Genomic DNA, 26,018 nt, shown 5'->3' with positions numbered 1-26,018 from the left:
GGCGGGGAGAAATAACTTTAATGAAGTGTGATAACTCTCGCATTTTTATTGGATACGCTGAGTGCGACGTTAATAAATACGCGGATAAAAGAAATAGCCGCGTATTAATTAAGTTATTTAATGATTCAGGTTATTCAGGCTCTGACCACGGTCAAACCGGCCTGCTCCAGCGGGCCGGTCAGTGCGGCGTCGGTGGAACGCTCGACGATAATACTTTGCGCCATGGAAATATCGCCAATGGCATATTGTGAGGCGGCATTGAGCTTGGCGGCCGAGGCCAATACCACGGTTTCTGCCGCCCGTGCTGCCAGTGCACGCTTGATGTAAGCCTCTTCGAGATCGCCGGTGCTCAGGCCGGCAGTAGGGTGCACGCCAGTCACGCCCATAAAATAGATATCGGCGCGAATATGAGACATGGCTTCCACTGCGGCTGCGCCAACGCTGACGATCGAATGTTTATATAAACGCCCGCCGATCAGGATCACCTCGACCTTCGGGTGGTCTACCAGACCCACGGCCACGCTGGGGCTGTGGGTGACGACGGTGGCTTCCAGCGTGGGCGGCAGCTGTTTCACCAACTCGGCGGAGGTGGTGCCACCGTCCAGGATCACCACTTGACCGGGGGCGATCATCGCCGCTGCGGCTTTGGCAATCGCCCGTTTGGCGGCTGATTCCTGCCCGTTTCTTTCGGCAAAGGTGGCAATGGCCGGGGAAACCGGCAGCGCACCGCCGTGCACTCGTTGCAATAGGCCTTCACTGTCCAATTCGCGCAGATCGCGCCGCAGGGTATCTTCGGACAACCCGAACATCTCGCTGAGCTGTTTGGCCAGAACCTGTCCGTCCTGAGCCAGTTTTTCCAGAATGATTTTTTTACGTTGGCTGGTGAGCATGACGTTTTCCCGTTAAATTTACATTGCACGAAATATCTTGATCATACACGAAAATGCACGATAGTATCAATTTCCTTTCCTGCTTGCGGAGTTGAACACCATGATCGCTACCCAAGATCGGGTTCGCATTGTCGAAACCCGGGTGCTGTCTGATGACTGGTATGTGCTGAAAAAAACCACCTTTGATTTTTTGCGTCGTGATGGCGTATGGCAACGACAAAGCCGTGAAACCTACGACCGCGGCGACGGAGCCACCATCTTGCTGTTTAACCGGCAAAGGCAAAAGGTAGTGCTGACGCGTCAGTTCCGCTTCCCGGTGTTCGTTAACGGGCACGACGGCATGTTGATAGAGGCTGCGGCCGGGTTGCTGGACAATGCGTCGCCGGAAGAACGCATCCGGGCCGAGGCAGAGGAAGAAACCGGCTATATCGTGCAAAACGTGCAAAAGGTGTTTGAAGCTTACATGAGCCCCGGTTCGGTGACCGAGAAACTGCACTTTTTTATCGGCGAATACCAGGCCGATGAGCGGATCAGCAACGGCGGCGGGGTGGAAGCGGAAGGCGAAGACCTTGAAGTGATAGAGCTGCCGTTGGTGGACGCTTTGCGTGCTGTCAGCCAGGGCACCATTGTCGATGCCAAAACCATCATGTTGTTGCAGTTTGTCGCCCTTAACCACACTCTGGAGAAGCCACTATGAACGCCCAATTGATCCTGATCGCCGGCCCGTACCGCAGCGGCACCGGGGGCGATGCGCAGCGTATTGCCGACAATTTGCATCGGCTGGAGCAGGCAGCGCTTGCGGTCTACCAACGCGGGCATGTGCCGGTGATCGGCGAATGGCTGGCGTTGCCCTTGGCCGCAGCGGCCGGCTCGACCCAGCTGGGGGATGCGGTAAGTGAAGCCTTTCTCTATCCTGTAGCCCACCGACTGATAGCCCAGTGTCAGGCTATTTACCGCCTGGAAGGGACGTCGGCCGGTGCGGATAACGATGTACGCCTGGCTAATGAGCGGGGAATACCGGTGTATTATCGTCTGGATGATATCCCGCAGTTGACACCGTAAGAGTGAAAAAAGGCAGGCTTTCGCCTGCCTTCCAGCCCATCAGATCAAACCTCGTCCAGCACAAACTTCAACCCATTTATCAGCTTGTCCATACCCGCTTCGACTTTGCTGCGCGGGCAGCCGACGTTCAGACGCAGGAAGCCACGGCCTTCTTCGCCGTAGGTGAAACCGGGCATAATCGCCACCTTCTCGCGTTCGATCAGCACCTGCTGTAACTGGCGATCGTCAATGCCCAACGGGCGCAGATCGATCCAGGCCAGATAGGTGGACTGCGGCGGCTGCCAGGCCAGGGCAGGAAAGGCCTGGTTCAGCCGCTCGGCAACGTACGTCAGGTTGTCCTGCAGGTAATCACGCAGCGCATCCAGCCAGGGTTCGCCGTGGCGATAAGCGGCAATATGTGCCACCACCGCCAGTACCGCCGGTGAAGATAAGCCGTCGCGCGCCTTCAACTGCTGGAAGTAAGCCTCGCGGCTGGCATCATCGCTGATAAAACCGTAGGCGCCGGTTAAGGCCGGGATATTGAAGGTTTTAGAGCCTGAGGTCAGCAATGCCCAGGGCGTGGTGGCGACCTGGCTCCACGGCGTGTGGCGGTTTTCCCCCCAGACCATGTCCATGTGGATTTCATCGCTGATCACCCGTACGTCGTGACGTTCACACAGTTCGGCCATCTGCTGCAATTCTTCCGCGCGCCATACCTTGCCTGTCGGGTTCTGCGGGCTGCACAGCAGCAGAATTTTGGTCTGCGGCCGTGCCAGCAAGGCTTCCAGGTGCGCCATATCGCACTGCCAGTCGTTACCCTGCTTATGCAGCGGGCAGGCCAACAGTTGGCGCTGATTTCCGAGGATCACCTTATAAAAGGCGTCATAGGCCGGCGTGTGGGTGACTACGTATTCACCCGGTGCCGACCACAGGCGAATCAATTGCGCCACCATATAAATCACCGACGGGCCATACACGGCGGTGTTGGTGTCAACAGGAGCCGCAAAGCGCTGTTGATACCAATGACGTACCGCCCCGAGAAAATCTTCATGCTGCCAGCGGCTGTAACCCAGCACGCCATGCTGCAGGCGCTGTTGCAGCGCTTCGATAATGCAGGGGGCCGTGGCGAAATCCATATCGGAAATGGTGAAGGGCAACAAATCGTCGCGGCCAAAGCGATCGGCGATGTAATCCCATTGCGTGCACCAGGTGCCGTGCCGATCAACCGGGGTAGAAAAATCAAACATGGGATGCTCCCTGCAGGGCCGCGGCAGGGGATGCGGCGGCTATCAGTGAGTCTAATTCATCTTTCACCGATTGCACCTGCGGGCCGATCACCACCTGCAGGTTATGCTCGTTAAGGTGCACCACGCCAATCGTGCGGTTAGCTTTCAGCGCGGCATCGTCCACCTTGCTCATATCATCGACCGACAGTCGCAGACGGGTGATGCAGTTATCCAGGGAAACGATGTTATCGCTGCCACCCAGCGCCGCCAGGATCGCCGGCACGTTATAGCCGGATTTGCCGACGGCCCCTAACGGTGCGCTCTGGCTGCCGGCGGTTTCGCTCTCGCGACCGGGAGTTTTGATGTTAAAGCGCTGAATGGAGAAACGGAAAATGGCGTAGTAGGCAGCGAACCAGATGGCGGCCACGATCGGCACCAGATACCACTTGGTGGCGGTACCGTGCAGGATGCCGAACACCACGAAGTCGATGATATTGCCGTCGGTATTGCCGATGGTCACCCCCAGCAGCGCCATCACGGTAAAGCCCAACCCGGTCAGGATGGCGTGAATGAAGTACAGGAAAGGCGCGACGAACAGGAACAGGAATTCGATCGGTTCGGTAGTCCCGCCGACCACGCAGGCCACCACGCCGGAGATAAGCAGCCCCTTAATCTTATGGCGGTTTTCCGGCTTGGCGCAGTGATACATCGCCAACGCTGCCCCCGGCAGACCGCCGAGGAATGCCGGCATTTTACCCTGTGACAGGAAGCGGGTGGCGCTTTCGGCAAAGCCGGTGGTGGTTGGGCAAGAGAGCTGAGCCTGGAAGATGGTCAGTGCGCCGCTGACGCTATGGCCGCAAACGTCCAGCGTGCCGCCCGCTTCGGTAAAGCGGATTAACGCCACCAGAATGTGGTGCAGGCCGAACGGCAACAGCAGGCGTTCGCCGGTACCGAAAATCATCGGCCCAAAGGCACCGGCCCCGTTAATCACCCAACCCAACCCGTTGATGCCGGCGGCAAACCACGGCCAGATCAGCGGGATCACCAGCCCACACAGGCCCAGTACCAGGGTGGTAACGATCGGCACGAAACGGGTGCCGCCAAAGAACGCCAGCGCATCCGGCAGGCGAATGGTATTAAAACGCTCATGCAGCAGGTAAACGATAATGCCGACGATCACCGCCCCCAGAATGCCGGTATCGATCGACTGAATGCCGAGGATGTTCTGGATGTTATTGGCTTTCAGCACCAGCGGATCGGTGGTGGGCAAAATGCCGGCGGTGGTCAGATAGAAGTTGGTGGCCAGGTTCAGCACCGCAAAGCCGACAAAACCGGAGAACGCGGCAACCCCCTTGTTTTCACGTGCCATGCCCAGTGGAATAGCGATGGCGAACATCACCGGCAGGAAGCTGAAGGCGAATGAGCCAATCTTGCTCATCCAGGTGAACAACAACTGGAAGGCAGGGTGGCCGATAAACGGCATCAGGGTGATGACGTCGCGACTGCTCAGCGAACTGCCGATCCCCAGCATGATGCCGCAGAACGACAGCAAGGCGACGGGCAACATAAATGTTTTGCCCAGGCTCTGGAAAAACTCCCAGAGCGTAATTTTTTGTTTTTTAGGTGCTGGCATAACCGGCGGCTCCTGGCGAAAAAGCGTGCAAAAGTGGTGTGTACCCCTGTTAGGTAAAAATAAGATAAAACGTTTTACCTAGCAAAAATGCGCCGCTAATCACAATTTCAGAGCCTGCATTGCGGTGAGAATGGAGGAGCCAGTAAAACGTTTTACTGATCAAACAGATTCGGTATACCATTTGCTTCAAGAGACATCCCCCTGGTTTGCTGCCCTTGAGTGGCCAGGGGACAGAATGCCCAGGATCGGGCTCGCCGAGGTCATGACCATCAAAAAAATCACCATCACTGATGTTGCGCAGCAGGCCGGCGTCTCCGTCACCACGGTTTCTCTGGTGCTGAGCGGCAAAGGGCGCATCTCATCGACCACCGTCACGCGGGTGAATCAGGCGATTGAAAGCCTGGGCTATGTGCGTAACCGTCAGGCGGCGACGCTGCGCGGCGGAGAGTCGGGCGTGATTGGGCTGATCCTGCGTGATATTTGCGAGCCGTTTTATGCGGAAATGACCGCGGGGCTGAGCGAAGTGCTGGAGGAGCACGGCAAAGTGCTGTTCCTGACCCAAAGCGGTCGCGATGGCAAAGGGCTGATGCGTTGTTTTGATACGCTGCTGGAGCACGGCGTCGACGGCATGGTGCTGGCGGGCGGCGTGCGTATGGCCGAGGGGCTGAAGGAAAAGGCCGCAGAACAGGGGGTTCCGCTGGTTTGCGCCGCACGTTCCAATGGGCTGGAAGGCGTGGATGTGGTTCGGCCGGACAATATGCAGGCCGCCAAAATGGCCACTGAATTTTTGATCAAACGCGGCCACAGCCAAATTGCCTATCTCGGTGGGCAAAGCAATTCACTGACCCGTGCGGAACGCCTCGGGGGCTTTTGTGCCACGCTGGTGCAGTATGGGCTGCCTTTTCGATCTGAATGGATTGTCGAGTGCGACTGCCAGCAGCGGGCGGCGGCGGAAGCGGCTGAAAATCTGCTGCGCCAGTATCCGAACATCAGCGCACTGGTGTGCCACAAGGCGTCGGTGGCCCTGGGAGCTTATTTTGGCATCGTGCGTAGCGGGCGCAGTATTGGCTCGGAAGGGGTGGATACCTATTACGGGCAGCAGGTGGCGCTGATTGGTTTTGGCGACGTCCCCGAGGCCGAACTGACTGAACCACCATTGACGCTGGTTTCCAGTTCGGCGCGGGAGGTGGGCCGCAGCGCAGCCTCACGTTTGTTACAGCGGATCGCCGCCGCCGATTTGCCGCCGCAGAACGTTATTTTGCCACCGATGTTGATCAAACGTGGCTCTGCCTGATTTGCGCCGATTCTTCGTTGGCCTGTTGCCGTAGCCAACCGACAAAGACTTTCATCGCAGGCGTCATATCCCGCGACTTCAGGTAAGTGAGCCAGTAAGCGCCGAGGTTCGCTTCGGCGGCGAAGGGGCGCTGCAACACTCCCTCCTGCAATTCACGAGCAAACATGCGTGCCGGGGCCAGGGCCACGCCGCCGCTGTGAATGGCACCTTCGACCATCAGCCGTGAAGAGTCGAAGACCGGGCCATTGATCCGCCATGGTGTGACCTGCGCCGCCGTGAACCAACGTTCCCATTCGTCTTTGCGGTAGCTGCGCATCAGCAGTTCGTGTTGCAGATCCTGTGGCGTGCGCAGGCGTTTGGCGATTTCTGGCGGGCACAGTACCGTCAGCGGCGCGTCAAACAATTTAAGGTTGTGGGTAGCGGGCCAGCGTCCTTCGCCGAAACGGATAGCAAAATCCATTCCGTCAGCGGACAGGTTGACCAGATTATTGTTGGTCAGCACCCGCAGATCGATAAACGGGTGTGATGCTCTGAAGGCCGCCAGACGGGGCATCAGCCAGCCCACGGCAAAGGTACCCACCACCGCGACCGTCAGCACCTCATGGAAATGCCCGCCCTCAAACTGCTGCAGTACCGATTCAATGCGATCGAAGGCATCGCTGAGTACCGGCAGCAACGCCTGTCCTTCTTCGGTCAGGTCCAGACCACGCGGTAGGCGACGGAACAGTTGAATACCCAGCTGCTGTTCGAGCGTTCGCACCTGTTGGCTGACGGCAGCCTGGGTGACGCTCAGTTCCAGCCCGGCGCGGGTAAAATTCAGGTGGCGGGCAGAGGATTCAAACGCCCGCAGGGCATTGAGGGGAAGTCGGTTGCGCATAAGCTAAGCCATAAGTTTTTCTTTATGCTGGCTGAAATTATTATCGCTTGTCAATCCCCGGCTAAACCCCGATATTTTGCGCATCTGTTGCGGAGATAACGCAGTCAGTAAAGGAATACCTTCATCAACCAGGGATGTCGTTGTGTCGAATGACAATAAAATCTTTTAGCATCGGCCGATACCCTATAACTCAAGAGCTTCATTATGACCAAAATAAATCGCCTCGCTGCCGCGTTGTTCGCCGCATTGATCCTGCCGGCCGGTCATGCCGCCGAGAAAGCCGACATTGACGCCATTATTCAGCCGCTGATGCAAAAATATGCCGTGCCGGGCATGGCAATTGCGGTGTCGGTCGACGGTAAACAACAGTTTTATCACTATGGCGTAGCGTCCAAACAGACCGGTAAACCGATCACCAACCAGACGCTGTTTGAAATTGGCTCCCTGAGCAAGACCTTCACCGCTACCCTGGCGGCCTATGCGCAAAATGAGGGCAAAATGTCGTTTGCCGATCCGGCCAGTCGTTATTTGCCGACGCTGCGCGGTAGCGCGTTTGACCACGTTACCTTGCTGAACCTGGCGACCCATACTTCCGGCTTGCCGCTGTTTGTCCCGGACGACGTGACCAACGATGCACAACTGATGGCCTATTACCGGCAGTGGCAGCCGGCGCATGCGGTAGGCAGCTACCGCGTTTATTCCAATCTGGGCATCGGCATGCTGGGGATGATCACCGCCAAGAGCCTGAACCAGCCTTTTACCCAGGCAATGGAAAAAACGCTGCTGCCGGCACTGGGCATGGATCACACCTTCATTAAGGTACCCGCCGAAGAAATGGAGAATTACGCGCAGGGTTACAACAAAAAAGACCAGCCGGTACGGGTCACGCCGGGTCCGCTGGATGCCGAAGCCTACGGCATCAAATCCAACGCTCAGGATCTGATCCGCTACCTCGACGCCAATATGCAGGTGGTCAAGGTAGGGGAGCCGTGGCGCAAGGCGCTGGCATCCACCCATACCGGGTATTACCGGACCGGGGTATTCACGCAAGATTTGATGTGGGAAAGCTACCCGTACCCAGAGAAGTTAGCGACGCTGACGGAAGGCAACAATGCCGGTATGATCATGAACGGAGCACCGGCCACGGCGATAACGCCACCGCAGCAGGATCAGGGCGCGGCCTGGTACAATAAAACCGGCTCGACCGGCGGCTTCTCCACCTATGCGGTGTTTATCCCTTCGCAAAAAATTGCGGTGGTGATGCTGGCCAACAAGTGGTTCCCAAACGATGATCGGGTGGCGGCCACTTACCAAATTGTGCAGGCGCTGGATAAACGCTGATACTAATAGGGGCGCTTCGGCGCCCCTGATCTCACTCGTTCTAAATTAACTCCAGCCCTGCTGACCGCGGCGCAAATAGGGTAAAATTGACAACAGTGCCAATATTGCCAATGCCATCCCAATCCACAAGGCCGAACGCAAGCCATAGCCGGAGGCGATCGCCATTCCTCCCAAATAAGAACCGCCACCTAAACCAATATTAATCACTGAAGTATGAACAGCATTAACCATGGGCCCTGGATGAGCCACGCTAACAATTCTCGCCATCATGGCAGGATTCATTGGCACACCGGACAGGCCAATCAGTATTACTGCACAAATGGCGATTAACGGGTATTCGGCAAATAACGCCATGCCGAACAACGACAGGCTGAGAATAGTCAGTCCCACCACCATAATCGCCAGGCTGTGGCGATAGGCCAGACGCCCGGTGATCATGTTACCGACAATATTGGCCAGGCCGTAAAGCATCAAAATAAAGGGGACGGCCTGCATGCTAAAGCCGCTGACGTCGACCAAAACGGGAACGAAATAACTGAAGGCCGCGAAGCTGGCGCCCAGAATTAAGCAGCTGGTGGTGCAGGCTTTCCAATAGGCCTTGTTTTTAAAAGCCTTGATTTCCTCTGCCATTTTAAGCGTCCTGCCTGCGGCAATAGCGGGTAACAGGCGCACCAGCGCCAACAAACAGATAAAGACCAACACGGCGACCAGGCCGAAGGTGATGCGCCATCCCCAGTGTTGATCGATGATGGTGGCAAGAGGCACCCCAAACACGTTAGAGACCATAAAACCGCCGATGACTATCGAGGCGGCTCGCGGGCGATGTTGTATCGGAACCAACGCCATGCTGGTCGCCAGCGAAAGGCTCAAACACCCAGCGCACAAAATGCCCGTCACAATTCGGATAGCAACCAGAATAGAGTAATCGGAAATAAAGGCACTCAAACCCTGCACCACGACATACAGAGCTAATAGCCACAATAAGGTGGTTCGGTAGGGAGCTTTAAATTTCAAGAAGAAATAGGTTAATACCGGGCCACCCAACATCACGCCAAAGGCATAATAAGAGATTAAATGACCGACTTCCCCAACGGTGATACTAAAGGCTTCGGACAAAGTAGACATCATGCCCGCCACCATTAATTCTGCTGTGCCAATTGAAAAAATGGCCAACCCCAATATATATACTGCTAACGGCATAGCTTTACTGCTCTCCTGGATTTTGAATGATCGTTACAAAAATATTTAATACTCTTTATGAGATTTTTTTCTTTGTTTTATAAGTTGATTAACAGACCTGCGACGACGTCTTCGAGGGTATTTCTATCTGAAATGTTTTTGTTCAGCACGCGCAAACCGTAATAACCGGCCAAAAAGCCTCTGGCCATTTCAATCGCGGATGCTTTGCTACCGAGTTCTCCTGTTCGTTGGCCTTCGGTAAACACCGCGACCAGGGTTTGTTCTAAACGTTGCCGATATTCTTGATTCAGACTGGCGACCGCCTGGTCTTTGCTGCCTCGCTCCAGTGCCGAGAACAAGACCATGGCATCATGTTGCTCAGGTTGCGAGAGATCTTCGGCAATACCCCATAGCAGCAGGGTACGTAGTCGTTCCTTCACCAGGCCAGGCTGTGTGAGAATGGCTAATTGCGCCGACATGGTGTGTTCATGGCTGCGCAACAATGCTTGCTCGTACAGAGCTTGCTTGCTACCAAAGGCATTATATAGGCTTCCTCTCCCCAATCCGGTTCCGTTGCATAAATCTTGCGCAGAGGTGCCTGCATAGCCATTGACGCTAAAAACGGCCACGGCGGCATCAATGACATCCTCATCTTCGAACTGTCTCGGACGACCTGGATAGATAGGTTTTTCAGCACTCATGGCGGATTGGGGGGCTTTAAATGAGTTGAGGCCGTATAGTATTGATTGTGGAACGATCAGTCAAATAATTTCCCCTCCTATTATTTCTCGAGTTATTTAAATGGTATATCTCTATTTATCATTAAGTTATGTGTAATTCCCGCACTGTGCCGCCCAAAAAAACTCAGGGCGCGCTAATGCGGTTTTCGAAAGGTGACTGTTGCGCTCGTTTTTCGCGCATAAAATCAATAAATACGCGCAGCTTGAGCGGCATATGTCGACTGGCGGGAAAATAGAGGAAAAACCCGGGGGCATCACTGCCGTAATCGGCCAGAACTTCCACCAGTTGCCCACTGCTCAGTTCAGGGTGTACCGTGCCGCTAAACCGCTGGGTGATACCCAATCCCGCCAGCGCGGCATCTTTAATCAACCTGTCTTCGTTAAATATCAGGCTACCGCCGACCTCCAGCGTCAGCTGCGCGCCATCCTGCCTGAAATACCAGGGTTCGAATTTACCACTGCCGGGAAAACGGTAACGCAGGCAGTCGTGATCGCTCAGCGCTTGCGGTGTTTGCGGCGTGCCGTGCTGCGCCAAATAGCCGGGGGCGGCGATCACCACCCGTTTCTGACCGTTGTCGATTGGGATCGCAATCATGTCTTTTTGCAGCATGGCGTGCATGCGGATACCGGCATCGAAGCTGTCCAGCACCAGATCGGAGAAATGGTCGTCGGTAAACAGCTCAAGCTGGATCTCGGGGAAACGTGCCTGAAACTCGGCCAGATGAGGCATAACCAGCAGCGAAGCCGCCAGCTGTGGCAGAGTGATGCGTAACAGCCCGGAAGGGCGGCCGCGCAAAGTTCGCAGGTCTTCCGCCGCGACGTCAATCTGACCCATAGCCGGTGCGACCCGTTGATAAAACAGACGGCCTTCATCACTTAGCCGCACGGAGCGGCTGGTCCGGTTGAACAGCCGTACGCCCAGGCGGGTTTCCAACGCCTGAATATTTTGCGAGACAGCCGGAGGCGTGACGCCCAATTGATTGGCCGCCTGAGTAAAACTGCCCAATCGGGCGACGGCTTCGAAAAACGGCAGCAGCTGCAACAGTGAGCTCATCTATCAGTAATTCCTGCTTAATGATCCGTTAAGAAATGCGGCATTTAATTTTATAATAATCGCTATAGACTGATTTTATTATCCTCAGAGAGCAACAAAACATGTCTACATCGGATCAGTCATTAGCAAAAAGAGTGCAGGCCGTCAGCCAACAGGCGATTGATGAAGGGCGTATTGTTGGCAGCGTGGTGCTGGTCGCGCGGCATGGTCGCGTGGTTTACGCCAATGCCAGCGGTTATGCCGATCGTGAACAGCGGCGGCCCATGCGGCGTGAGACCCAATTTCGGCTGTCGTCGGTGTCCAAGCCTTACATTACGCTGGCGGCCATGCGCATGATCGAACAGCAAAAGCTGGGGCTGGATGATACCGTCAGCCGTTGGCTGCCGTGGTTCACCCCGGCGCTGGCCAATGGGGCTCGTTCGCAGATTAAAATCCGTCATTTGCTGAGCCACACTGCCGGGCTGGATTACCGCCTGAGCCAGCCTGCGGAGGGACCGTATCATCGACTCGGCATTCAAGATGGTATGGAGTTGTCTTCGTTGACGCTGGAGCAGAATTTGCGTCTGTTGGCGCAGGCCGACCTGTTGGCGGTGCCGGGCAGCGAGTTTCGCTATTCACTGGCAATCGATGTGCTGGGGGCGGTGCTGGAACAGGTGGCGGGCGAGCCCTTGCCGCAGGTGTTCAAGCACTGGGTTGCCCAACCTTTGGGGTTGCGTAATACCGGTTTTTACACCGCCGATGCCGATAATCTGGCAACGGCGTATCACGACACCGCTTCGCCGCCGGAACCTATACAAGATGGCATGTTGCTGACCCTGCCGGAAGGGTTCGGCTTCGAGATTGAACTGGCCCCCTCGCGAGCACTGGACGCTCAGGCCTATCCTTCTGGCGGCGCTGGCATGGTCGGTGATGCAGACGATGTGTTGCAGTTGGTGGAAACTTTGCGCAGTGGCAAGGAAGGCATTTTACAGCCGGCCACCGCAGCGCTGATGCGTCAAGCTCATGTCGGGTCGCACGCCGAAACTCAGGGGCCTGGCTGGGGGTTTGGTTTCGGCGGTGCGGTACTGGAAGATGCGCAGTTGGCGGCGACGCCTCAGCACAACGGCACCTTGCAGTGGGGCGGTGTCTATGGCCACAGTTGGTTTTACGATCCGCAAGCGGCGATTAGCGTGGTAGCCTTGACCAATACGGCCTTTGAAGGCATGAGCGGGCTTTACCCGCAACAAATCCGCGATGCCGTCTACGGGGTAAGCGAACCTACTCGCTAAGCATCTCCTGCTGAAGCCAATGAAGTAAAGCGGCGGTTTCGGCGCGTTCTGCCAGCGCTGATCGCGTATAAACCGATATGGCCTGCGGCAGCGGCACGCTTTCGACACAGGGCCTGACCAATGCGCCACTGTCGATCAGCTTGCCGGCGGTTCTGCGCCAGCCGAGGGCAATGCCGTGGCCTTCGACCGCCGCTTGCAGCATCATCGGGTAGCTATTGAAATTGCTGGCCTGAGTGTGGCTGCTGAGCGTCATGCCGAATACCGCGAGCCAGTTTTCCCATTCCATCTGATGGGCAGGCGTGGTGCGATAGTGCAGCAGCGTATGTTGCGCTAAATCCTCCAGACGGCTTATCGCCTGATGCGTGCCCAGATACCCGGGGCTGCAGACGGGGAAAACCTCGTCGGCGGCGGTAAAAACCAGTGGGCTGGCGCCGCTGGCGCGACCGGTACTTTGCAGCGCCACGTCGAAATGGCTATCAAAATCGGTCAGCGGCTGCGTGGTGGTCACGACGTTAATTTCGATTTCAGGATGGCGTTGATGAAACGTCGATAGCCGCGGCATCAGCCAATAAAAAGCTTCACAGAGCTGCGCCAATAACACCACCTGATGCCGACCCGTAGGGCCCCGTAGCTGCTCGGCATGGTTGCCGATGCCGGTAAGTGCGCTGCTTACCACCTGCCACAGTTCCCGTCCTTCCTGCGTTAAATACACCGCGCGATTGCGACGGTCAAACAGCCTGGTCGCCAGGTTCTCTTCTAACAGGCGAATTTGTCTGCTGACCGCCGCCTGCGTCAGGTGCAATTCTTCCGCTGCCCGTGAAAAACTTTCCAGACGCGCAGCGGCCTCAAAAGGCAGCAGGCTGGCGAGCGGTGGTAGTGACTTACCCAGTCTATTCATAACTACAGATTATGCATTGGTGGCTGATAACTCGTTTGTAGCACAGTTACGAACTCATTAAAAATGGGGGTCTCCCTTTTTCGTACAGACTGAGCTATGCACACTTCAGGTTATCAATTAGTTAGCGGGATCTTTTTTGCCGTCGTCGCCACCTTAAGCTGGGCGCTGAATTTCATCGCACCTTTGGTCACCGGCGCGTACAGCATTTTTGATCTGCTGGCGTTGCGTTTTGTGATTGCCGGCCTGTTGGGCCTGGCGCTGATGATTGCACACTGGCCAGCCGTGCTCGGTTTGTCCTGGCGGGCGCGCATGACGGCATTGGCGTTGGGCAATATCGGCTACCTTGGCTACAGCGCCACTATTGCCGGTGGCGTAACCTTCGGTGGCCCGGTGTTGACGCCGGCTTTTATCGGCACGGTACCGGTACTGCTTGCGTTGCTGGGAAATGCGAAGGCTAAAATAGTGCCCTGGCGGCGGCTGTGGCTGCCGCTGGTGTTGCTCAGCGCAGGGCTATTATTGATCAACGTCAGCGGTGGCCTGGGTTCCTCTGCCGCCCCCTCGCTGAGGCTCGGGTTGATTTTCTCGGTGATCGCCGTGGGGTTATGGTTGGCATTCAGCCTGCTCAACCAGTTCTCACTGGATAAGGTAGCTACAAATGCGACCGCCGCCTGGACCGGTTTGATGATGCTCGGTAGTGCGCTGGGAACCTTGCTGATGTTGCCGTGGGGGTTACAACTTGGGCTTTTTGAACTGCCGAAACAGGGGTTTGGCTTCAGACAAGCTGGATCACTGTACGCCTGGGCACTGCTGATCGCGGTATTTTCTTCGGTGGTGGGGGCCTGGGCGTGGAACCAGGCCTCCCGCAGCTTACCGATGGTGCTGTCGGGGCAGTTAATCGCATTGGAATCGCTTTTCGCCACGTTGCTGGGATTGTTTATTCATCGACGCTTTCCTTCCTTGCCGGAAGCTGCCGGTTTGCTGGCGGTGTTAGCCGGTGCCACCGTCGCGGTGCATATTATTTTGACGATTAACGCCAGGCAGGAAAGAAAGGCAAAGCAGGAAATAGGCTGCGGGGAATAAAAAAGAGGCCCGATCTTCGGGCCCCTTGAGCGTGAATCAGCTTTTACTGTGCAGGGGCGGGTACCGCGTCCTGTGCCGGTGCGCCTTCATCCGCCGGTGCGCCCAACAGGCCAAACATACCGATGAATTCCTGCAGCGACATTTTGTTGCCGTTCAGATCAACCTGGTTATCGGCGTAGTGGAAGCTGCTGCCGATCACGTCATCTTTCAGGGTGGTCAGTTTGAACATCTGGCCCATTGCCGCCAGCCCCTGCACCTGCTGTTGCGCCAGTTTCTGCGCTTCTTCAGCGCTGTAACCTTGCAACAATGCGGTTTGCGAAGTGGTTTCGGTGGCCATCGCCACTGGAATACTCAGAGTGGCATCCAGTTTTTTCACCGAGCGGGCTAGCTGTTGATCCGGTGACTCGGCAGGAGACCCAGCTTGAGCCGGATCGGTCAGATCCAGATTCAGGGTAAAGGTACTTTCACCCTTGCTGTTTTTCCAGCTCAGCGGCGCGATGCTGATGGACGGATTGCCTTTCAACAACAGCGGCAGGTTTTGCAACAGAATGTCGGTGGTTTGCTGCTGGTATGCGACAGGATCCATCGTTTGCGCCTGTTGCAGCATGGTCATCGCCTGTTGGTTGTAACGGTCGGCAAACTCTTTCAGCGATTTGGCGTCCAGCTGGTCGATTTTCAGCGACAGTTTGCCGGAACCGAAGTCGCTGTTTTGGACCTTCAGCGAATCAATGGTGTAATCAAGCTGACCGTTCAGGTTGGTGCCTTTCTCACCGAATTGGCTTGCCAGCTTGAAGCCGTCCAGCAACAGGGTGTCTTTGCCGTCAACGGCGACCTTGATTTGCTTGAGCACCAGATCCTGGTTGCCCAGGCTGAGATCAAACTGGCCGGCATGGGTCTGGCTTTTGAGCGAGGTGCCCAGCAACTGGACCTGCTCGGTCTGACCGAACTGATTAGGGCCGCTGATCACGGCGCTGTCGCTGCTGGCATCCAGGGTGATGGCTTTCATGTCGCGTGACACATCGGCATTGATGGTGGCACCGCTAAACTTCAGCGCCGACTTGTCTTTTTGGTAATCCAGCGGGATCACGTCAATGGCGGACGAGGTGTCACCGCTGTAGGAAATGCGAGATTCTGCGGTAAACAGCGACTTGCCCTTGGTGATGTCAAACAGGCCTTTGGTCGCCGGGGTGTTTTCCAGTTCGGTGTGCACCGATGCCATGCTTGGCAGCAGGTTGAATTTTTTCAATTGAGCTAACGGGAAGGGGCCATGATCGATGGTTTCCTGGAACGCCACTTCGTCACCCGGCTTCAGCGGAGCATCGTCGGTAGTGATGCTGCCGTCGGCGCGCAGCACATAGCGAATTTTACTGCTGAAAATACCGCGCTGATAATTTTCATAACCCAGTTTAACGCCGGCTTTCGGCAGATAGGCTTTCAGCTGGCTGTTGGCGTTATCAACCACTTCACCCATCCGTTGTTCGATCAGTTTGCCGGTGTACCAGGAAGCCCCGGTCCATGCCGCGCCAAGAACCACAATGACGCTAACAGCGACTAACGATTTTTTCATAGTTCTGTTCATCCTTAATTAAGCCATCTGTCTCTCGCAGATGGATGGGCAAATTTGGGCCAACAAAAAAACGCCCGCAGGCGTTTAATTGTGAAGGTAAGCCACTCTTTCAGCAACTAATTTGCGGAAATTTACCGAGCGTTTACGCCAACAGATTATAAACACGCGCGATTCGACCGGTGCCACTGACGCTGACCGGCGATTCGAAAGCACCGATAAAGCAGGATTCACCGGGCTTAAGCACCAGTTGCTGGTCCTGTTTGCTCAGCAGAGCTTCACCTTCAACGCAGAAAACAATGGCCGCGCTATCTTGCGCCAACGCCTGTGGGGCGGCGGAAAGATCGTGCAGCGAGAAGGCGAAATCCTCTACCGGGATCGGGAAGAACAGCTCGTCACCCCGTTTTTGCGGCTGGGTCAGCAGCCCCGAAGCCGGTTGCGGGCGGAACTGTAGGTTGGCCAACAGTTCCGGGATGTCGATGAATTTTGGCGTAAGACCGGCGCGCAGCACGTTGTCCGAGTTGGCCATCACTTCCAGCGCCACGCCTTTCAGGTAAGCATGTGGCGTTTCGGCATACAGGAACATCGCTTCGCCAGGTTGCAACTTCACCACGTTCAGCAGCAGCGGTGAGAACAGGCCGCTGTCATCCGGATAGAAACCGGCAATGAAGCGCACCGTGTCCCAGGTTTCACCCTGTTGGTTATTCAGCGCGGCTTTCAACACCCCCAGCGCCAGCGATTTCTGCTCGCCGCTCATCGCCAACAGGCTGGCAAACAGAGCCGACAGATGGCTGACATCCGGTTGTTGCAGAAACGCTGCGATATCATGGTGCGCACCGGCAATCGGCTGCAGCAGGGAAACAATGTCGGACAGTTCGCGGAAGCCATTCATCGCCAGGAAAGGCGTCAGGGCAAATACCAGCTCCGGCTTGTGATTGGGATCCTTGTAATTGCGCTCGGCCGCATCCAACGGAATGCCGGCCGCGTTTTCTTTGGCGAAGCCCGCTACGGCGGCGGATTTGCTTGGATGCACCTGAATCGACAACGGCTGATCGGCGCACAGCACTTTGAACAAGAACGGCAACTCGCCGAAACGACGCGCTACTTCGGCACCCAGCTGCTTAGGCTGGTCTTCATCAATAACATCGCGCAGCGAGCGCAAATTACCGTCGGTACCGGCCACGCGAGAGCTGCTCTTCGGGTGAGCCCCCATCCACAGTTCCGCCATCGGCAGCCCTTGTGGGTTGGCAATGCCATACAGCTGGGTTAACGCGTCGTGGCTGCCCCATGCATAGTTTTGCACTGCGTTGGTCATTTTTTGCATTTTGATAAACATCCTTTGCATTCGCCGCCAGGTGACGGTAATTGGCTGACTGTAAAACAAATAAATTTTGTGCGTCTTATCCTACACCCGAAAGAGGGTGAAAAAATGGTGCGCGATCAAACAAGTGGCGCAGTTGTCGGCGGTAAAGGTATTCGCGCCGGGCTGCAGCTCAGGGTGGGTAAAGTATAACGAGATAACGACCTCTGTCACCCTCCAGATATCGCTGAGCATCGGCCTGAACGGCTCAAAAAACACCATTTTCGTTTGCGGGCGAGTCGGCTGTGGCAATAACAAATTTTTATATGGCCTGAGTTCACAAATAAATGTCATTTCTTGGCTTTATTTATACCTAATATTTCAAGCTGTGTTTTTTGACGCAAATTATTACCTGCTGAATATCTCTATCACCATAATGATTTGGTTTAAATTGCCAACCACACAAATGGCTTAAATTAACGGGTGGCACCGCTATACAGTGCAGGCCAACAAAATGGTTCTCCGATTATTCCTAACGCCGAGGCGCTAATGAAAAAAATTTTGCTGGTTCTGCTGATGTGTACTTCCGGTGCCAATGCGGCCGTGGTGGTGACCCATGCTTACGGTTACGGTGTCCGCCCGGTTGTTGTCGCCCCTCGTCCGGTGGTGGTGGTACCGCGCCCCGTGGTGCTCGCACCGGCTCCGGTGGTGGTGACATCGGCACCTGTGGTGGCTGCCGCGCCAGTAGCCCACCCGGTTGCCGCCGTGGTCGGAGCGGTAGGGGCGGGAGTCTACCGTCATAATGAACGCCAGGATGCTTACGACGAAATCAATCATCTGCAAGACCAAAGAATTAATGCCTATAATCAACATCACCCTTAATTCCCGCGTGAGAAATTAATAAAGAGAGCGCCAGACGGCGCTTTTTCTATTGTTGGCAATCAGCGAGTTCATGAAAAGGCTGGGGTGATCCGTCAGAAAATAATATCCGTACAACAATCCTGACAATGGAAGAAAAATGCTGTGAGGCAACTCTCTTAATGCGAATAGTTATTATGTCACTATACTGGATGGGTGTGTTGGCGGGCTCGCGCGCGCTGGCGTAATCGTACATTTTTAGGAATTGTACTAAGGAGATTGTGATGGCAGCCGTTCGTATTGAAAAAGACTCTATGGGACCCATTGAAGTGCCGGCCGATCGGCTATGGGGGGCACAAACGCAGCGTTCCCTGGAGCACTTCCGCATTTCTTCCGAAAAGATGCCGACCGCGTTGATTCATGCGCTGGCACTGACTAAACGCGCCGCTGCCAGTGTGAACATGGACCTGGGGCTGCTGCCTGCGGAGCGGGCCAACGCCATTATCAGCGCCGCCGATGAAGTGCTGGCTGATCGGCATACGAACGAGTTCCCGCTGTCGATCTGGCAAACCGGCTCCGGTACCCAGACCAACATGAACATGAATGAAGTGCTGGCCAACCGCGCCAGCGAGCTGTTGGGGGGCGTGCGTGGGGAAGAGCGGCGGGTCCATCCGAACGACGATGTGAACAAGAGCCAAAGCTCCAATGACGTGTTCCCGACGGCGATGCACGTGGCGGCGGTGATCGCCGTGCGCGAACATCTGATCCCCGAGCTGAAAGTGCTGCATAAAACCCTGAGCGACAAAGCGGAAGCCTATCGCGATATCGTCAAAATTGGCCGCACCCATTTACAGGATGCCACACCGCTGACCCTGGGGCAGGAGATTTCCGGCTGGGCGGCGATGCTGGCGCATAACCTGCAGCATATTGAAGCCAGCATTCCACATATTTGCGAACTGGCGCTGGGCGGCACCGCCGTGGGCACCGGTTTGAACACGCATCCGGAATACGCGGTTCGCGTAGCCAAGGCCCTGGCCGATCTGACCCGGCAGCCGTTTGTCACCGCTCCTAACAAATTTGAAGCGCTGGCCACCTGCGACGCACTGGTGCACGGCCATGGCGCATTGAAAGGGCTGGCGGCTTCGCTGATGAAAATTGCCAATGACGTGCGCTGGCTCTCTTCCGGCCCACGTTGCGGCATTGGCGAGATCTCGATCCCGGAAAACGAGCCGGGCAGCTCCATTATGCCGGGCAAGGTCAACCCAACCCAGTGTGAAGCGATGACCATGCTGTGTGCTCAGGTGCTGGGCAATGATGTGGCCGTCAATATTGGCGGTGCCTCCGGTAACTTTGAGCTAAACGTGTTCCGGCCTATGGTGATCCACAACTATCTGCAGTCGATCCGCCTGCTGGCTGACGGCATGCAGGGCTTTAATGAGCATTGTGCTGTGGGCATTGAACCGAATCGCGATCGCATCAGCCAGTTGCTGAATGAGTCGCTGATGCTGGTTACCGCGCTGAACACGCATATCGGCTATGACAAAGCGGCCGAAATTGCCAAGAAAGCGCATAAGGAAGGCCTGACGCTGAAAGCCTCCGCGCTGAAGCTGGGCTACCTGACCGAAGAGCAGTTCGACCTGTGGGTACGTCCGGAAGACATGGTTGGCAGCATGAAGAAATAATTGATTGCCCGGCTTGTAAAGGGCTTACTGAGGTAAGCCTTAGTTTGATGACAAACGCCCGAAAAGCGTGGTTTTCGGATGTTTGGGGTAAACCTGAAGACATAATTCTTTATTTTTGTTAGTAGATAAAAAATAACTTTTAAGTGCTGAGGACTTTGTCAGCAGTCTGGGGCTTACTGAGGTAAGCCTTTTTTATGGAGAAAATGCATGTCACGCACCGAGCGTCTACTCGATCTGATGCAGATCCTGCGACGGCATCGCTACCCGGTTGCCGGCCACGCGTTGGCGCAGGAAATGAATATCAGCATGCGCACGCTGTACCGCGATATCGCCACCTTGCAACAGCAGGGCGCCGAGATTGTTGGGGAGGCGGGAGTGGGGTATGTGCTGCGACCGGGGTTTATGCTGCCGCCGATGATGTTCTCACAGCAGGAAATTGAAGCGCTGGTGTTGGGCATGCGCTGGGTAGGCCGCCGGGGCGACAGTCAGTTGGCCGCAGCGGCAAGTAATGCCCTGGTGAAAATTGCCGACGTGCTGCCGGCAGCATTACGCGACGAGCTAGAGGCCAGCACGTTGTTGATTGGCCCATTGGATCTGATCAAGGTAGCGGACGAAACCCTGGTGCTGGTCCGCGAAGTCATTCGCCAGGAACGCAAGCTCGAGGTGCATTACTGCGATAACGACGGAAATGAAAGCGAGCGTATCCTCTGGCCTTTCGCCCTCGGTTATTTTGAACAGGCGAGGATGCTGGTGGCCTGGTGTGAACTGCGTCAGTCATTCCGCCATTTTCGTCTCGATCGTATCCGGCTGGCTACGCCGCTGACGCAACGCTATCCACGAGGTCGCCGCCTGCTGATGAAAGAGTGGCATCAATCACAGGGCATCCCTCCGCAGTAATCCCACACTGCTGCCAAAAACTGTCAGTAGGGGCGATTAGCCTTAAGGTCTCGGGAGCCAACCGGTTCCCTCACCCAAAGGTTAATGCGATGACAACCCCAAATATGACTCTTCTCTATGTCGATAACCCGGAACAAAGCGCCTTTTTCTACCGTCAGTTACTGGGGCAGGAGCCGGTGGAGCTTTCACCCACTTTTGCGCTGTTTGTATTGAGTAACGGCCTCAAGCTGGCGATGTGGTCGAAACATACCGTCCAACCGAGTGCGACAGCGGCCGGCGGCGGTGGTGAGCTCGGTTTTCTGTGCGAATTGCCGCAGCAGGTGGATGCGCTTTATCAGCAGTGGCGCGATCGGGGGCTGAACATTATTCAGCCGCCGGTAACGCTGGACTTCGGCCATAGCTTCGTCGCCACCGATCCTGACGGCCACCGTCTGCGGGTTTACAGCCTCAGCGAGTAGGGGCGTCGGTATACAGGTGGAGCCGTTTGACCAGCAACCTCAACGGCTTGGCGTCCGGTTTGTATTTGTGTTTGACCGTCGCCGCGTCGTAATTGAGCAATTCGCCAATCTTCGGCACCTGGGCGCCATTTTCCACCTGGCATAGCGCAATCAGCGGCAGCGGGCAGGGGTGCTGCACCTGTTTTTGCTGCGGCTGATACCATACCCGGGCAATGGGTTGAACCTTCACGGGGCGCTTGATTTTCAGCGCCGCATGCTGGGGCAGGCGGCTGACATCATCGATCTCACGGGTGACCAGTTCTGCCCACTGTTCACGGTTATGCGGCGGTACGGCACGACCGGCTTTCAGGCTCTTTTCCAGCTGCGCCAGAATATCGTCGCGCTTTACGTTCTTGATAATGTGCTTGTTGGCCCAGCCGAAACGCACCGAGTCCGGATCCGTCAGAAGGGTCAGGCTGCGGTAGGCACTGAGCGTGATCAAACCATGCAGATGGGTATGGACGAAGTCAAAGCGTTGTTCCGGCGCCAGGCCGGAATCGACGGTAATAATCTGTTCCAGCTCGGCCTTCAGCCGGTTTATCAGACTAATTTGCGTCTGGATCTGCAGATATTCCGGCTGCTCTACCGCCAGGCAAATAACGCCGGGCAGGCGTACCGCCGCCTTGCTGCTGACGTTGTGTTTATTGTGATGGATAAACAACCGCTGATAATGCTCCAGCGCCAGGTCGCGTGCGGCCTGGCCGACATGCTGCTCGACGGCAATCTGTTCTACCGTCGCATGCTCTTTGCCTTTCTCGATTTCCGGCAGGCTGAACACCCTGCCGGCTAACAAACGTAACGGTAAAACCTGCTGGTGGAGGGCTGTCAGCGCCTGTTCCAGTTGGTTAAAACAACCATTCATCCTGCCAATTAAATCGTATTTATCCATCTGGTACCTCTTATTTTAGTTACAACATACATTAAGGGAACGACAAACGGAAGGGCAACATCGGCTAAGGTGAAGAATGAGACGCCGAGTGGTCCAGGCTAACCAGAGGGGTTAAGGCCCCCGCACCCGTGGGTACAGGGGGGAGGGTTAAACGCGAGCCGCTTCCGGCAGTTTTTTCAGGTAATGCACGACTAGCAGGGCGAGTAACAACATCACGCTGATAAATGCCACGACGCCATTCCAACCGAAGCTGTGCCAGAAAACACCGCCGAGGGTCCCGGCGACGCTGGAGCCAACGTAATAGCAGAATAAATAAAGCGAGGATGCCTGCCCCTTGGCGCGGCGTGCGCGACGTCCGATCCAACTGCTGGCAACCGAATGGGCGGCAAAGAAACCGGCGGTGAACAGCATCATGCCGATAAAAATCACCGCGACCGGGGCCAGGGCGGTAATCAGGATGCCGATCAGCATAATCAGGGTCGAAGCCAATAGCACAGGCCCACGGCCGAAGCGGGACGTCATGGCACCGGCCTTTGGCGAACTGTATGAACCGGTCAGATAGACCACCGACAACAGGCCGACAATCGCCTGGCTCAGGTGGTAAGGATCAGCCAGCAGGCGGTAGCCAATATAGTTGAACATGGTGACAAAGCTGCCCATCAGCAGAAAGCCTTCGGCAAACAGCAGCGGCAGGCCTTTATCGTGCCAGTGCAGACGGAAGTTGATCAGCAGGGTGCGCGGGCGCAACGAACTGGCGCGAAAATGTTTTGAAGCGGGCAAAATACGCCAGAACATGCAGGCGGCGGCCAGAGCGAACAGCCCGATCACCGCCAGTGACACACGCCAGGAGAAGAAGTCGGTCAGCACCCCGGTCACCAATCGGCCGCTCATGCCGCCGATGGAATTCCCGCTGATATACAGCCCCATCGAAAAGGCGACAAAGCTGGGGTGGATCTCTTCGCTCAGATAGGTCATGCCAACGGCGGCGACGCCGCTCAGGGAAAGCCCGATCAGCGCACGCATTAGCAGGATGCCTTGCCAACTGGTCATGAAGGCGCAAATCAGGGTACAGATTGCCGCCAGCAGCAGCGCCACAACCATCACCGGTTTTCGGCCGATAGCGTCAGAGAGCGGGCCGGTAAACATCAGGCCCAGGGCCAGCAACCCGGTAGATACCGACAGCGACAGGCTGCTTTCCGCCGGGGATATGCCAAAGTCTTGCGACAAAACGGGCAGAATCGGTTGTACGCAATACAGCAAGGCGAAGGTAGCCAGCCCGGCGGAAAACAACGCCAGGGTGACGCGCATAAACTGCGGCGTACCGCGCTCGATGTAGGGAAGTTTGCTAAGGGTGGAACGTCGGGTTTTTGGCGCAGCAGCCGCATCGTCGTTGGCGGCCAGCGTCGACGGCATACCGGCCGCAGAACGCACAGGGGTTGTCACAGTCTTTCCTTACACAGCTCTTGATGAATTAACAAAATGATAGGGAGAGGGCAGTTTTTTGTCTAATATATTAATAATTCAAATTAAGACGTTTAAAGTATGAATATCGAGTTGAGGCACCTGCGCTATTTTATCGCCGTGGCGGAAGAGTTGCATTTTGGTCGTGCAGCGGAACGGCTGCGCATTTCACAACCGCCGCTCAGCCAACAAATCCAGGCGCTGGAAGATATGGTCGGAGCGCGGTTATTGGCGCGCAACAACCGCAATGTCAGCCTGACTCAGGCGGGGGAGATGTTCCTGAAAGAAGCCTATCAGGTGCTCGATCAGGTCGGTCGTGCCGCGGAAAAAGCGGCGCGGCTGGAGCGTGGCGAACTGGGGGAGTTGACCATTGGCTTCACCTCTTCGGCCCCTTTCATCAGCGTAGTGTCGCGCAGCCTGCGGGCTTTCCGTCAGCAGCACCCGCAGGTGCACATCAAGATGCGAGAAGTGAACACCAAGCAGCAGATCGAACCCTTGCTCAATGGCGATCTCGATCTGGGCGTGATGCGTAACACGCGCTTGCCGGACGTGCTGAAACATCAGCTTCTGCTGTGCGAGCCCCTGGTGGCAGTGGTGCCGGAAGGGCATCCGCTAACCCAGGTGGCTTCTGGTACCTTGCGTTTCCAGCATCTGGCGGAAGAACCCTTTGTGTTTTTCTCGCGTGAGGTGGGAACCGCGTTGCATGACGAAATTTTGTCGCTGCTGGCCAAGGCGGAGATCACGCCCTATATCACTCAGGAAGTTGGCGAGGCGATGACCATCATTGGTCTGGTGTCTTCCGGACTGGGCATCTCTATTCTTCCGGCGTCTTTCGTCCGGGTCAAAATCGACGGCGTACAATATTTGCCGCTGGCGGAGCCGGAGGCGATGACTGAAGTTTGGTTGGTGCACCATCGTCAACGGCCGTTGACGGCGGCGGCAAAATCCTTGATGGCGTTACTGTTGCCCTGAGGGCTCCACTGGGTAAATAAAACACAATCCGTAGCGAAAGCAGGGTGAATTTGTGCAGCAAATCACATAACGAATCAAATAGTTGACGCTGTATTCCAAAAGCCCCACCATAGCCGATAGTCTTTATTTAGAAGCGCGAAAAATAGTAGGAGCAGGTTTGTGATTGCTGTTGGGCAGCCTGGGCATATTGATCAAATCAAGCAAACAAATGCAGGGGCAGTTTATCGGTTAATCGATCAACTGGGCCCAATTTCGCGTATTGAACTGTCAAAACGGGCACAGCTGGCGCCCGCCAGCATCACCAAAATCGTGCGGGAGCTGTTGGAAGCCCATCTGGTTAAAGAAACCGAATATCAGGAAGTGGGCAGCCGAGGCCGCCCGGCGGTGGGCCTGGTGCTGGACACCGAAGCCTGGCATTACCTTTCTGCCCGCATCAGCCGTGGCACCATTACGCTGGCGCTGCGAGATATCAGCAGCAAGCTGGTAGTAGAAGAACTGCTCCCCCTGGCCGCCGAACATCCCGATCCCCTGCTGAAACGAATTCTCGCGGAAGTCGATCAGTTCTTTATCCGCCATCAAAGCAAACTTGAGCGGTTGACGGCCATTGCCATTACCCTGCCGGGGATGGTGGATGCGATTTCCGGCGTGGTGCATCGCATGCCGTTTTACGACGTGGAAGATATGCCTTTGGGGCCGGCGTTGGAAACGCGCACCGGCCTGCCGGTTTATCTGCAGCACGACATCAGCGCCTGGACCATGGCCGAAGCCTTATACGGCGCTTCACGCGGCAGTCAAAACGTCATTCAGGTAGTGATCGACCATAACGTTGGCGCCGGCGTCATCACCGGGGGGCGGGTGCTGCATGCCGGTAGCCGCAGCGTGGTAGAGATTGGCCATACTCAGGTCGATCCCTACGGCAAACGCTGTTACTGCGGCAACCACGGCTGTCTGGAAACCGTGGCCAGTATCGAAAATATGTTGGAAATCGCCCGCACGCGCCTCGGGACCTCGATGAGTTCCAGCCTGCACGGCATGCCGCTGACGGTCGAATCGCTTTGTGACGCAGCGCTGGCGGGCGACCAACTGGCCAAAGATATCATCCTTGGCGTGGGCCACAGCGTAGGCCGTATCCTGGCTATCATGGTCAACTTGTTCAACCCGGAAAAAATCCTGGTCGGTTCCCCCCTAAACCGCGCGGCGGAAATTCTGCACCCGGCCATTGCCTCCTGCATTCGCCAGCAATCGCTGCCGGCCTATAGCGAACATATGCAGGTGGAGTCCACCCAGTTCTTCAATAAGGGCACCATGCCCGGCGCGGCTTTGGTGAAAGAGGCGCTATACAACGGTTCATTGCTGGTTCAGTTGTTGCAAGGCTAG

At 56.0% G+C, this 26,018-nt stretch carries 24 protein-coding genes; 12 read left to right on the top strand and 12 right to left on the bottom strand.

Annotation, left to right across the window (positions count from 1 at the left end):
* Nucleotides 1-134: 134 nt before the first annotated feature.
* Entirely contained in the window at nucleotides 135-890 is a 756-nt protein-coding gene (locus H5P17_RS08505; protein WP_182822351.1) for a DeoR/GlpR family DNA-binding transcription regulator, read from the bottom strand.
* 100 nt (nucleotides 891-990) lie between these two features.
* On the opposite strand from H5P17_RS08505, the gene H5P17_RS08500 reads away from it, so the two are divergent.
* Both H5P17_RS08500 and H5P17_RS08495 read left to right on the top strand, forming a co-directional pair.
* On the top strand, nucleotides 991-1,587 hold the full coding sequence (locus tag H5P17_RS08500) for an NUDIX domain-containing protein (protein ID WP_182822349.1): 597 nt from the start codon (nucleotides 991-993) through the stop codon (nucleotides 1,585-1,587).
* Entirely contained in the window at nucleotides 1,584-1,952 is a 369-nt protein-coding gene (locus tag H5P17_RS08495) for an NUDIX hydrolase (RefSeq protein ID WP_182822347.1), read from the top strand. Before H5P17_RS08500 ends, H5P17_RS08495 begins: the two co-directional genes overlap by 4 nt.
* Before the next feature lie 44 nt (nucleotides 1,953-1,996).
* Here the strand turns inward: H5P17_RS08495 and H5P17_RS08490 are convergent, their stop codons facing one another.
* Together H5P17_RS08490 and malX are read right to left on the bottom strand one after the other, a co-directional pair.
* Nucleotides 1,997-3,178: a MalY/PatB family protein gene (locus tag H5P17_RS08490; protein ID WP_182822345.1), complete on the bottom strand. Its 1,182-nt coding sequence runs from the start codon at nucleotides 3,176-3,178 to the stop codon at nucleotides 1,997-1,999.
* Nucleotides 3,171-4,790, bottom strand: coding sequence for a maltose/glucose-specific PTS transporter subunit IIBC (gene malX / locus H5P17_RS08485; RefSeq protein ID WP_182822343.1), 1,620 nt, complete (start codon nucleotides 4,788-4,790; stop codon nucleotides 3,171-3,173). Before malX ends, H5P17_RS08490 begins: the two co-directional genes overlap by 8 nt.
* 262 nt (nucleotides 4,791-5,052) lie before the next feature.
* Here malX and H5P17_RS08480 point away from each other — a divergent pair, with 262 nt between their 5' ends.
* Entirely contained in the window at nucleotides 5,053-6,084 is a 1,032-nt protein-coding gene (locus tag H5P17_RS08480) for a Mal regulon transcriptional regulator MalI (RefSeq protein WP_182822462.1), read from the top strand.
* On the opposite strand, the gene H5P17_RS08475 is transcribed toward H5P17_RS08480, so the two are convergent.
* Entirely contained in the window at nucleotides 6,065-6,961 is an 897-nt protein-coding gene (locus H5P17_RS08475; protein ID WP_182822341.1) for a LysR family transcriptional regulator, read from the bottom strand. The two genes, H5P17_RS08480 and H5P17_RS08475, sit on opposite strands and share 20 nt — an antisense overlap.
* A gap of 204 nt (nucleotides 6,962-7,165) precedes the next feature.
* On the opposite strand from H5P17_RS08475, the gene ampC reads away from it, so the two are divergent.
* Nucleotides 7,166-8,302 carry a cephalosporin-hydrolyzing class C beta-lactamase gene (gene ampC, locus H5P17_RS08470; protein WP_182822339.1) on the top strand — a complete coding sequence of 379 codons (1,137 nt, stop codon included), beginning with the start codon at nucleotides 7,166-7,168 and terminating at the stop codon, nucleotides 8,300-8,302.
* A gap of 45 nt (nucleotides 8,303-8,347) precedes the next feature.
* Here the strand turns inward: ampC and H5P17_RS08465 are convergent, their stop codons facing one another.
* The 3 genes from H5P17_RS08465 to H5P17_RS08455 form a co-directional block, all read right to left on the bottom strand.
* On the bottom strand, nucleotides 8,348-9,502 hold the full coding sequence (locus H5P17_RS08465; protein WP_182822338.1) for an MFS transporter: 1,155 nt from the start codon (nucleotides 9,500-9,502) through the stop codon (nucleotides 8,348-8,350).
* 77 nt (nucleotides 9,503-9,579) lie between these two features.
* Nucleotides 9,580-10,182, bottom strand: coding sequence for a TetR/AcrR family transcriptional regulator (locus tag H5P17_RS08460; protein WP_182822336.1), 603 nt, complete (start codon nucleotides 10,180-10,182; stop codon nucleotides 9,580-9,582).
* A gap of 163 nt (nucleotides 10,183-10,345) precedes the next feature.
* Nucleotides 10,346-11,275 (bottom strand): LysR family transcriptional regulator, encoded by a 930-nt coding sequence (locus H5P17_RS08455; protein WP_182822334.1) that lies wholly within the window; start codon nucleotides 11,273-11,275, stop codon nucleotides 10,346-10,348.
* Nucleotides 11,276-11,376: 101 nt separating this feature from the next.
* On the opposite strand from H5P17_RS08455, the gene H5P17_RS08450 reads away from it, so the two are divergent.
* Nucleotides 11,377-12,543 carry a serine hydrolase gene (locus H5P17_RS08450; RefSeq protein ID WP_182822332.1) on the top strand — a complete coding sequence of 389 codons (1,167 nt, stop codon included), beginning with the start codon at nucleotides 11,377-11,379 and terminating at the stop codon, nucleotides 12,541-12,543.
* On the opposite strand, the gene H5P17_RS08445 is transcribed toward H5P17_RS08450, so the two are convergent.
* Entirely contained in the window at nucleotides 12,533-13,441 is a 909-nt protein-coding gene (locus H5P17_RS08445; RefSeq protein WP_182822330.1) for a LysR substrate-binding domain-containing protein, read from the bottom strand. The two genes, H5P17_RS08450 and H5P17_RS08445, sit on opposite strands and share 11 nt — an antisense overlap.
* Nucleotides 13,442-13,537: 96 nt before the next feature.
* Here H5P17_RS08445 and H5P17_RS08440 point away from each other — a divergent pair, with 96 nt between their 5' ends.
* Nucleotides 13,538-14,521 (top strand): DMT family transporter, encoded by a 984-nt coding sequence (locus H5P17_RS08440; protein WP_182822328.1) that lies wholly within the window; start codon nucleotides 13,538-13,540, stop codon nucleotides 14,519-14,521.
* 43 nt (nucleotides 14,522-14,564) lie between these two features.
* Here H5P17_RS08440 and H5P17_RS08435 read toward each other — a convergent pair whose 3' ends face one another.
* Nucleotides 14,565-16,088, bottom strand: coding sequence for a YdgA family protein (locus H5P17_RS08435; RefSeq protein ID WP_182822326.1), 1,524 nt, complete (start codon nucleotides 16,086-16,088; stop codon nucleotides 14,565-14,567).
* A 142-nt stretch (nucleotides 16,089-16,230) separates the two neighbouring features.
* Entirely contained in the window at nucleotides 16,231-17,409 is a 1,179-nt protein-coding gene (manA, locus tag H5P17_RS08430; protein WP_044552920.1) for a mannose-6-phosphate isomerase, read from the bottom strand.
* A gap of 525 nt (nucleotides 17,410-17,934) precedes the next feature.
* On the opposite strand from manA, the gene H5P17_RS08425 reads away from it, so the two are divergent.
* The 4 genes from H5P17_RS08425 to H5P17_RS08410 all read left to right on the top strand — a co-directional run bounded on the left by H5P17_RS08425 (nucleotide 17,935) and on the right by H5P17_RS08410 (nucleotide 21,280).
* Nucleotides 17,935-18,267, top strand: a complete 333-nt coding sequence (locus H5P17_RS08425; RefSeq protein WP_182822324.1) for a hypothetical protein — start codon at nucleotides 17,935-17,937, stop codon at nucleotides 18,265-18,267.
* A gap of 260 nt (nucleotides 18,268-18,527) precedes the next feature.
* Nucleotides 18,528-19,925 (top strand): class II fumarate hydratase, encoded by a 1,398-nt coding sequence (gene fumC / locus H5P17_RS08420; RefSeq protein WP_182822322.1) that lies wholly within the window; start codon nucleotides 18,528-18,530, stop codon nucleotides 19,923-19,925.
* A 207-nt stretch (nucleotides 19,926-20,132) separates the two neighbouring features.
* Nucleotides 20,133-20,822 (top strand): YafY family protein, encoded by a 690-nt coding sequence (locus H5P17_RS08415; protein WP_182822320.1) that lies wholly within the window; start codon nucleotides 20,133-20,135, stop codon nucleotides 20,820-20,822.
* Between the two features lie 89 nt (nucleotides 20,823-20,911).
* Nucleotides 20,912-21,280 carry a VOC family protein gene (locus H5P17_RS08410; RefSeq protein WP_182822318.1) on the top strand — a complete coding sequence of 123 codons (369 nt, stop codon included), beginning with the start codon at nucleotides 20,912-20,914 and terminating at the stop codon, nucleotides 21,278-21,280.
* On the opposite strand, the gene tus is transcribed toward H5P17_RS08410, so the two are convergent.
* Nucleotides 21,270-22,208, bottom strand: coding sequence for a DNA replication terminus site-binding protein (tus, locus tag H5P17_RS08405; RefSeq protein ID WP_182822316.1), 939 nt, complete (start codon nucleotides 22,206-22,208; stop codon nucleotides 21,270-21,272). The two genes, H5P17_RS08410 and tus, sit on opposite strands and share 11 nt — an antisense overlap.
* Before the next feature lie 147 nt (nucleotides 22,209-22,355).
* Nucleotides 22,356-23,621, bottom strand: coding sequence for an MFS transporter (locus H5P17_RS08400; protein ID WP_182822461.1), 1,266 nt, complete (start codon nucleotides 23,619-23,621; stop codon nucleotides 22,356-22,358).
* 129 nt (nucleotides 23,622-23,750) lie between these two features.
* Here H5P17_RS08400 and H5P17_RS08395 point away from each other — a divergent pair, with 129 nt between their 5' ends.
* Nucleotides 23,751-24,641: a LysR family transcriptional regulator gene (locus H5P17_RS08395; protein ID WP_182822314.1), complete on the top strand. Its 891-nt coding sequence runs from the start codon at nucleotides 23,751-23,753 to the stop codon at nucleotides 24,639-24,641.
* Nucleotides 24,642-24,800: 159 nt separating this feature from the next.
* Nucleotides 24,801-26,018 carry an ROK family transcriptional regulator gene (locus H5P17_RS08390; protein ID WP_044550825.1) on the top strand — a complete coding sequence of 406 codons (1,218 nt, stop codon included), beginning with the start codon at nucleotides 24,801-24,803 and terminating at the stop codon, nucleotides 26,016-26,018.

It is taken from the genome of Serratia sp. OS31 (assembly GCF_014164835.1).
Lineage (GTDB): Bacteria > Pseudomonadota > Gammaproteobacteria > Enterobacterales > Enterobacteriaceae > Serratia > Serratia liquefaciens_A.
Note: the sequence above shows the minus strand (reverse complement) of the source record. Positions and strands in the feature narration are given on the sequence as shown.